This is a genomic window from Moraxella sp. CTOTU49097, assembly GCF_032064105.1.
Taxonomy (GTDB): Bacteria; Pseudomonadota; Gammaproteobacteria; order Pseudomonadales; family Moraxellaceae; genus Faucicola; species Faucicola osloensis_B.
This window is the reverse complement of record NZ_DAMBOA010000037.1, coordinates 1-7,712: the sequence shown is the minus strand read 5'-3', so window position 1 is coordinate 7,712 and position 7,712 is coordinate 1. Positions and strand designations below refer to the sequence as shown.

Below are 7,712 nucleotides of genomic sequence, written 5' to 3'. Positions count from 1 at the left end.
TTGTCATCCGCTGTAGAGAACACTTGTGATTTCTTGGTTGGAATCATGGTGTTTTTCTCAATGATTGGTGTCAACACACCGCCCATGGTTTCGATACCTAGGGTTAACGGGGTTACGTCAAGCAGTAGTACGTCAGTTTTGTCGCCCGATAATACCGCACCTTGAATCGCTGCACCCATCGCTACGGCTTCATCAGGGTTCACATCTTTACGTGGCTCTTTGCCAAAGAATTCTTGAACACGTTGTTGTACCAGTGGCATACGGCTTTGACCACCTACCAAGATAACGTCATCAATATCAGACGCTTTTAAGCCTGCGTCGCTCAGTGCGACTTTACAAGGCTCAATGGTACGGTTGACTAGCGCTTCAGTTAAGCTTTCTAACTTGGCACGGGTTACATTTACCACTAAGTGTTTTGGACCTGTGGCATCGGCAGTGATATACGGTAAGTTAATATCGGTGCTCTGTGAGCTTGAAAGTTCGATTTTCGCTTTCTCTGCCGCTTCTTTTAGGCGTTGCATTGCCAGTGGGTCACCCTTTAAATTCACACTGTTTTCTTTTTTGAATTCTTCAACCAAGTAGTCGATTAAGGTCAAGTCAAAGTCTTCACCGCCTAAGAAGGTATCACCATTGGTTGAAAGCACTTCAAATTGTTGCTCGCCATCAACGTTTGCGATTTCGATGATTGAAATATCAAAAGTACCACCACCTAAGTCATAAACCGCAATCTTACGGTCTGCACCGCCTTTTTTGTCCATACCGTAAGCTAAGGCTGCCGCTGTAGGTTCGTTGATGATACGTTTGACATCAAGACCTGCGATTTTACCGGCGTCTTTAGTGGCTTGACGTTGGCTGTCATTAAAGTAAGCAGGTACCGTTACTACCGCTTCAGTGACACTTTCACCCAAATAATCTTCTGCAGTTTTTTTCATTTTTTTCAAAACTTCCGCAGAGATTTGAGGTGGTGCTAATTTTTTACCGTTGATGTCAACCCAAGCATCGCCATTGTCAGCTTTGACAATTTTGTATGGCACCATACCAATATCTTTTTGCACGACTTTGTCTTCAAACTTGCGACCAATCAAACGCTTGATAGCAAATAAGGTATTTTGTGGGTTGGTTACCGCTTGGCGTTTGGCTGATTGACCCACTAAGATTTCGCCGTCATCTTTATAAGCAACGATTGATGGGGTGGTACGTGCGCCTTCAGCATTGTCGATGACTTTAACTTTGTCACCTTCCATCACTGCAACACATGAGTTGGTTGTACCTAAGTCAATACCAATAATTTTAGCCATAATTAAATTCTCCAATTTTTATTTTGATGGTAAGTGGTGATGAGCACCATATTGTCTTGTATTTTTATATCGGTTTACCGAGGGTTTTTTTCAAGTAGTTAGCAAAAGTTTTTTGCTACACTCGTTACCAATCGGTCAATCCGTTGTTTACTGCTTGCTTACTAGCTACCTACGCGAACCATGGCTGGACGCAATAAACGCTCGTGTAGCGTATAACCTTTTTGTAGTACTTGACCGACTTGGTTGGCGCTCGCTTCTGGGTCAATACCTACGGCTTCATGCAGGTCAGCATTAAATGTTTCGCCTTGTGGATTGACCACTTTAACGCCGTATCGTTCTAACACCGCAATCAGCGATTTGTGGGTAAGTTTGACGCCTTCAAGCACAGGATCATTGTCGGATTGGCTATTTTCAATCGCACGTTCAAGATTATCAACAGTGTCTAATAGGTCTTTGGCAAATTTTTCTAAAGCAAATTTTTTGGTTTTTTCTGTTTCTTGCTCCATGCGGTTGCGTGCATTGTAGGCTTCAGCATTGGCACGGGCATGAGCTTCTTTGGCTTCTTTCACTTGACCTTCAAGCTCGGCAATACGCTGCTCGTAGGTGCTCAAATTGATGTCGCTAGGAATGGTTTTTTGCTCGTTACTTGGCTCAAACTGTTCCATGGCATCTTTTAACTCCGTCGAGACGGCGTCAGTTTGGTTATGCGGTTGCGTATTTTGGTTATTATCAGCTGAATTCATCAATCATCACTCCTATTATCAAAGTAACCGTCACCAAGGTAACGGTTACACGTTAAAACGGTTAAAGCTATTGGCTTTGATAATGGTGAATCTCTTTGATTTCAAGAGTGAGTCGCATTATTTGCGGGTCAAAATGGCGTTTTTCCTATGAAATCCACACTAAATTTGCGTATTTATGACATGAGAAGATAAAAATTGCTAAAAACAAGGTATTAAGCGCGTACTTGTTGTTGGGTTAGCGCATCAAAAATCTGGCTAGGTCGAACAAATCCAAGGGTATCGCCGAGTAAATAACCGATGGCATCACCGAAGTAATGATAAGCAGCTGCGAAATCAGTAGCAGGCGTTAAACCCGATAGGTTACAACTTGTGGATACTAAAAATCCAAATGGGTTATTGTTGTCTGCTTGAGCAATGTGATTGCATAGTTCGGCAATCATCGGATGGCTAATCACTCGTATGGCTAAGCTATCTCGTCCACCTGTGACCCAGTCGGGGATTTTGTCTTGCAATGTTGCAGGAATCGGTAATAACCAAGTGGTGGCTTGTGCATCGCTAGACTGCCAACTTGCCGCAATGCTATCAACTACCTGTTGGGGTAACGGCTGTAAAAATGGCTGAATATGGGCGATATCGCCTGTGATAACAATCATGCCTTTTTCGATTGGACGTTGTTTAATCGCTAAAATCTGTTTGACTGCGGTTTCGTTAAATGGGTCACAGCCAATTCCCCACACCGCTTCGGTTGGATAAGCGAGCAGATTGCCGGCTTGTAAAAATTGCTGAACTGCATCGAGCTGGGTGTCATTAAATTGCATTATATACCTCGATTATTTGGTAGTCTTGTTGCTTATCGCTTATCAAAATTAAGGGCGGCAGCGCATATATAGACCGCCGCGCTGCATCACCAGTCCCATGAGCTCAAGCTCAATCAGCCAGCCCATGAGTGTGGCAATATCGGTGCGGGTCTTATCGACCAAGCTGTCTAAATCTTGCCCGACCCAATCGAGTTGATTAAGTAGGGTCTGCAAATGCGGCGGCACCTCCATCGCCAATGGCGCTTGGTGCGGATAGGTGTTTGATGCTGATTCGGACGGTAATTGAGGGCTACTGCTGACAGACTGTACAACTATTGGCGCTGGTTCAACCTCAGTGGCTTTGACAAGCGGCGATTTAAAAATTGATAAATCTTCCAAAATTTGTGATGGATGATCGACCAAGGTCGCACCCTCACGAATCAATTGGTGGCAACCTTTGGCGTTGAGGTTTTCAATATGACTAGGAATAGCAAAGACTTGTTTGCCTTGCTCATTGGCTTCTCTGGCCGTGATGAGCGAGCCGCTTTTGGCAGCAGCTTCAACAACCAAAGTTGCCAAACTTAGCCCAGCGACGAGACGATTGCGCCTTGGAAAATGGTAGCGATTGCTCGGCATATCAGGCAATAATTCACTAATGACGCAGCCACCTGACGCAATAATATGGGCTTTAAGGCTGGCATGATTTTTTGGATAACAATGTTTAATACCATTGCCCAGTACCGCAATAGTACCACCTTGTGTGCCAGTCATTTGTAGACTTAACGCACCTAAATGTGCTTGTTTGTCAATTCCTTCCGCCATGCCACTGGTGATCCATAAGCCTTCGTGCGCCAAATATTGCGCCATATCAAAAGCAATTTTTTCGGCATGTGGGCTAGGTTTACGACTTCCAACAATCGCCAATTGTGGTTGGCTTAAGGCAGATAAGTTACCTTGATACAATAGCAAAGGGGGTGGGTCATAGATGTTTTTTAACTGAGTCGGATATAAAGGGTCATTATCAAACACCACACCATACTGCCCTTGTGATAGTTCTAATAGCGTATCATGCAAAAATTGGCTGGTTCGACTGGCGCTGATAAACTCAGCAAAGCGTTTGTAGTGATTATCATGCAAGCCCAGTGCTTGCCAGTCTGCTAGCTTAACTTGAATCGCTTGTTCAGCGCTACCAAAACGCGCTACAAGCTTATTATAAACCGGCACCGATAAGTTCACTAAATGCCATAACAATAAAGCAGCCTGCTGTGCGGGGTTTAAGTTAGGCTGATAGTCCTGCATCACGTATATTCCTTAGGCATGTATAGGGCTTATGAATGTTTACTATTATAAATTTTTCTCATGATAAAAACTTTAAAGACAGCAAAGCCAGTCAAGGTGACTGGCTTTTGAACAATCGCTTACCCATCAAGCATAAGCAAGGGCAAGCAAGCAAAGGTAAGCGAAAGCGTTAGTTGCCAACCGCAGGCAATAAAAAATCTTGCTCATGAATTGCTGATTCAGCATCGAGTACATAAGCGTAGCTAATATCGTTAAATGCTTTAAATACCATCACATGACCGATTTGCTCGCTTGGCAACCGTACTGCCCCACCTTTCACGCGTGAATAGTCGTCCAAGACTAAAGCGCCTTTTTGATAAACCGTCAACACATCGCCTGGCTCAGCGCCTTGGCTAGTACCCAAATTAATGGCAATCACCCCATCTCGACCCGCACTACTAATGGAATTTAAAATGCGAATCACGCGACCGCCACGGGTAACGCTGGCAGGTTTTGGATAAAACGCGGGTGGCAAATACTGACCGACTTCGACAAATACACGGTCACCTTCGCGCACTTCTTGACCATACGATTTTTTAAGCTCGATACTAGAAACACCGTTTGATGCTACGCTAGTGACGATACCTGCGGCAACTTGGGTGACTTCAAGACCGATGACTTTACGGGTGGTTGGGTCAATATACGGTTCGCCCTCACGATACACGCCATAGCGTTGTCCCACAATGAGTGGCACGCCTTTGGCATAGATTTTGTTACCGACACCTGTGATAATGTTTTTATCTTTTGAAGCAAGCACATAGGGGGTAGTTTTAAAGTCATCAGGCGATACGATGATATTGCGCTCAAGCCATGTTTCAATGGCAGTCAAAGGAATCGCAGTAATACTACCGGCGGCACTCACCACCGTGGTTGTGGTGACTGGCGCGCTCATGGCTTTTTCAATGCCTGCACAGCCTTCCCCTGTATCTACACCGACCAATTTTTGCCCTTTAATCACACATAAGATAATCACATCTTTTGGATAAATCAGATGCGGATTACGAATCTGTTTATTGGTCGCCCAAATTTCTTTCCAGCGCCACGGACTTTCTAAGAATTTACCGGAGATATCCCAAAGCGTATCACCTTTTTTTACCACATAACGGTTAGGAGCATCGGCTTTGATGCGAGGCGGCGGGTTGTTAGCAGCGGCTAGCGAAGTCACTGTCATACCTAGGGTTGCCAACAAAGCGAAGGATAATTTTTTCATTGTCGTGGTGTTATAGTTCGTCATAGCCCAATACTCAAGATTAACCGCTTAACGCTTTAAATGGCATACGCTTTACCATCACTTATAAACATCATAGCCAAATGTTGTGTTATGTGTCGCAAAATCACCCATAATTTGCACTATGTAAATTTTGGTTAGCATAGCATAAAATAATTGGGGCTTCATAAATTTTCTCTTTAAATCGTTTTTTTAAATGATTTGGTTTTGGTGGATTTTAATCACTCAATCATTATCATTAATTATTTGCTATTGTGAAGCGATTGGTTTGCACCTATATATAAGTTATAGTAGCCAAACTTTAGCGTTTGCGTTACCCTATGCCAATTTTTTTAGATAACTTTGCAATATTAACAGTTGACCGATTATGACTTTACGTACCATTTTAAATTACCCAGATCCGAGGCTTCGTACCCTTGCCAAGCCTGTCACCCACTTTGATGATGACCTAAAAACCTTGATTGATGATATGTTTGAAACCATGTATGCCGCCAAAGGTATTGGTCTGGCGGCGACACAAGTGGATGAGCATATTCAATTGGTGGTGATGGACTTATCCGAAGATGGCAGCCAGCCTCGGGTGTTTATCAACCCTGTTATCACCCCATTAGCCGATGAATTATATAGCTACGAAGAAGGGTGTTTGTCTGTGCCAGAATATTATGACAAAGTCGATAGACCCAAACATGTCAGAATTGAGGCACTCAACGCGCAGGGCAACCCGTTTGTTGAAGAAGCACAAGGCCTACTTGCCGTATGTATCCAACATGAAATTGACCACTTAAATGGTAAAGTTTTTGTGGATTATTTATCTAAGCTCAAACAAGACCGTGCGCGTGATAAAGTGCGTAAAGTTGTCAAACAGCGTGAAAAAGATGCTGAACATAAAAGATTGTGATTTTTAACTGTAAGGGAAAACCATGACCACTCGCCCATCGCGTATCGCCACCGTCACACGAAATACTGCCGAAACCCAAATCACCGTGTCTATCAACCTTGATGGTACCGGTCAAGGCAACATTGACACGGGTGTGCCATTTCTTGACCATATGCTTGACCAAATCAAACGTCATGGCTTAATTGATATGGATATTACCTGTAACGGTGACACCCACATTGACGACCATCATAGTGTCGAAGATGTTGGTATCACGCTAGGTCAAGCCTTCAAACAAGCGATTGGCGACAAAAAAGGCATCGTGCGTTATGGACATTTTTATGCCCCACTTGATGAAAGCCTCTCCCGTGCGGTAGTGGATATTTCAGGTCGCCCTGGACTGCACATGGATATCCCGTTTACCCGTGCGATGATTGGTGGGTTTGATGTGGATTTGTTCAGTGAATTTTTCTATGGCTTTGTTAATCATGCCATGATAACTATCCATTTGGATAACTTGAAAGGCAAAAACAGCCATCACCAAATTGAAAGTACGTTTAAGGCATTTGCTCGTGCGCTGCGGATGGCAGTGGAATATGATGAACGTGCACTTGATAGATTGCCGAGTACAAAAGAAAGTCTTTAATAGCAACCTGTAAAAATAAAAGCCCTGTTTCAGACGAGGGCTTTTTTTTATGCTAATTGTTTTGTAATAATTTTTGCATTAGTCTTTAAAATTATTAAATTGCAGTGGCACGCCAAATTGCTTTTCTTTCAAAAACGCCATCGCTTGCTGTAGCGTATCTTTTTTCTTATCATTGACCCGTACTTTATCGCCTTGAATCGCTGCCGATACTTTCAAATCCGACTCTTTTAATGCCTTGCTGATTTTTTTGGCGGTATCGCCATCAAGTCCATCTTTGAGATTGACCACCTTTTTCATTTGTTTGCCCGAGCCTTGATTATCCTGTGGGTCGAGCGACTGCAAATCCACCCCACGCTTTATCATGTTTTTCTCAAGCATGGCATATACGTTTTCCATCTGCAACTCATTGTCTGCGGTGATGGTGATTTTTTTGTCTTTCTCATTGAGTTCGACTTTAATGTCACTACCCTTAAAATCAAAACGGGTGGCGATTTCTTTCTCGGTATTTTGTACCGCATGTTTAACTTCAAATAACTGTAATTCTGAAACCACGTCAAAAGATGGCATGAGGTTTTCCTTATCAAATTTGTTGAGTAAAATCTAAAAAATCTGCCCTATCATAACTGATTTTGTCAATTTTTAACAATTGACGGACTGTTATCACCACATTTAATCATATAAAATAAATCATTAATTATATAATGATTTAAAATACTGATTAAAATAATTAACTTTTTAATAACGCTGATTACAGTTTTTTACCTTATTTGTTTGTATAATGAGTA

At 42.8% G+C, this 7,712-nt stretch carries 8 protein-coding genes; 2 read left to right on the top strand and 6 right to left on the bottom strand.

Annotation, left to right across the window (positions count from 1 at the left end):
- The 5 genes from dnaK to RT064_RS10740 form a co-directional block, all read right to left on the bottom strand.
- Positions 1-1,298: molecular chaperone DnaK (dnaK, locus tag RT064_RS10760; RefSeq protein ID WP_313063354.1), on the bottom strand; the 1,298-nt coding region annotated here is incomplete at its 3' end.
- A 161-nt stretch (positions 1,299-1,459) separates the two neighbouring features.
- Positions 1,460-2,041 (bottom strand): nucleotide exchange factor GrpE, encoded by a 582-nt coding sequence (grpE, locus tag RT064_RS10755; RefSeq protein WP_144918615.1) that lies wholly within the window; start codon positions 2,039-2,041, stop codon positions 1,460-1,462.
- A 212-nt stretch (positions 2,042-2,253) separates the two neighbouring features.
- A complete protein-coding gene (locus RT064_RS10750) occupies positions 2,254-2,859 on the bottom strand; it encodes an L-threonylcarbamoyladenylate synthase (protein ID WP_313063350.1) in 606 nt (201 codons plus the stop codon).
- A gap of 48 nt (positions 2,860-2,907) precedes the next feature.
- Entirely contained in the window at positions 2,908-4,137 is a 1,230-nt protein-coding gene (gene dprA / locus RT064_RS10745) for a DNA-processing protein DprA (protein ID WP_313063347.1), read from the bottom strand.
- A gap of 169 nt (positions 4,138-4,306) precedes the next feature.
- Entirely contained in the window at positions 4,307-5,410 is a 1,104-nt protein-coding gene (locus RT064_RS10740; protein ID WP_313063344.1) for a LysM peptidoglycan-binding domain-containing protein, read from the bottom strand.
- A gap of 361 nt (positions 5,411-5,771) precedes the next feature.
- Between RT064_RS10740 and def the strand changes: the two genes are divergently transcribed.
- Together def and hisB are read left to right on the top strand one after the other, a co-directional pair.
- Positions 5,772-6,302: a peptide deformylase gene (gene def, locus RT064_RS10735; protein ID WP_313063342.1), complete on the top strand. Its 531-nt coding sequence runs from the start codon at positions 5,772-5,774 to the stop codon at positions 6,300-6,302.
- Positions 6,303-6,324: 22 nt separating this feature from the next.
- Positions 6,325-6,927 carry an imidazoleglycerol-phosphate dehydratase HisB gene (hisB, locus tag RT064_RS10730; RefSeq protein WP_135887807.1) on the top strand — a complete coding sequence of 201 codons (603 nt, stop codon included), beginning with the start codon at positions 6,325-6,327 and terminating at the stop codon, positions 6,925-6,927.
- A gap of 78 nt (positions 6,928-7,005) precedes the next feature.
- Here hisB and RT064_RS10725 read toward each other — a convergent pair whose 3' ends face one another.
- Positions 7,006-7,494, bottom strand: a complete 489-nt coding sequence (locus tag RT064_RS10725) for a YajQ family cyclic di-GMP-binding protein (protein WP_036591734.1) — start codon at positions 7,492-7,494, stop codon at positions 7,006-7,008.
- Positions 7,495-7,712: the final 218 nt, after the last annotated feature.

Coding starts and splice junctions, on each gene's coding strand:
- RT064_RS10740 (WP_313063344.1), bottom strand. CDS start 5,410: ATGACGAACTATAACACCACGACAATGAAAAAATTATCCTTCGCTTTG.
- def (WP_313063342.1), top strand. CDS start 5,772: ATGACTTTACGTACCATTTTAAATTACCCAGATCCGAGGCTTCGTACC.
- RT064_RS10750 (WP_313063350.1), bottom strand. CDS start 2,859: ATGCAATTTAATGACACCCAGCTCGATGCAGTTCAGCAATTTTTACAA.
- dprA (WP_313063347.1), bottom strand. CDS start 4,137: ATGCAGGACTATCAGCCTAACTTAAACCCCGCACAGCAGGCTGCTTTA.
- RT064_RS10725 (WP_036591734.1), bottom strand. CDS start 7,494: ATGCCATCTTTTGACGTGGTTTCAGAATTACAGTTATTTGAAGTTAAA.
- hisB (WP_135887807.1), top strand. CDS start 6,325: ATGACCACTCGCCCATCGCGTATCGCCACCGTCACACGAAATACTGCC.
- grpE (WP_144918615.1), bottom strand. CDS start 2,041: ATGAATTCAGCTGATAATAACCAAAATACGCAACCGCATAACCAAACT.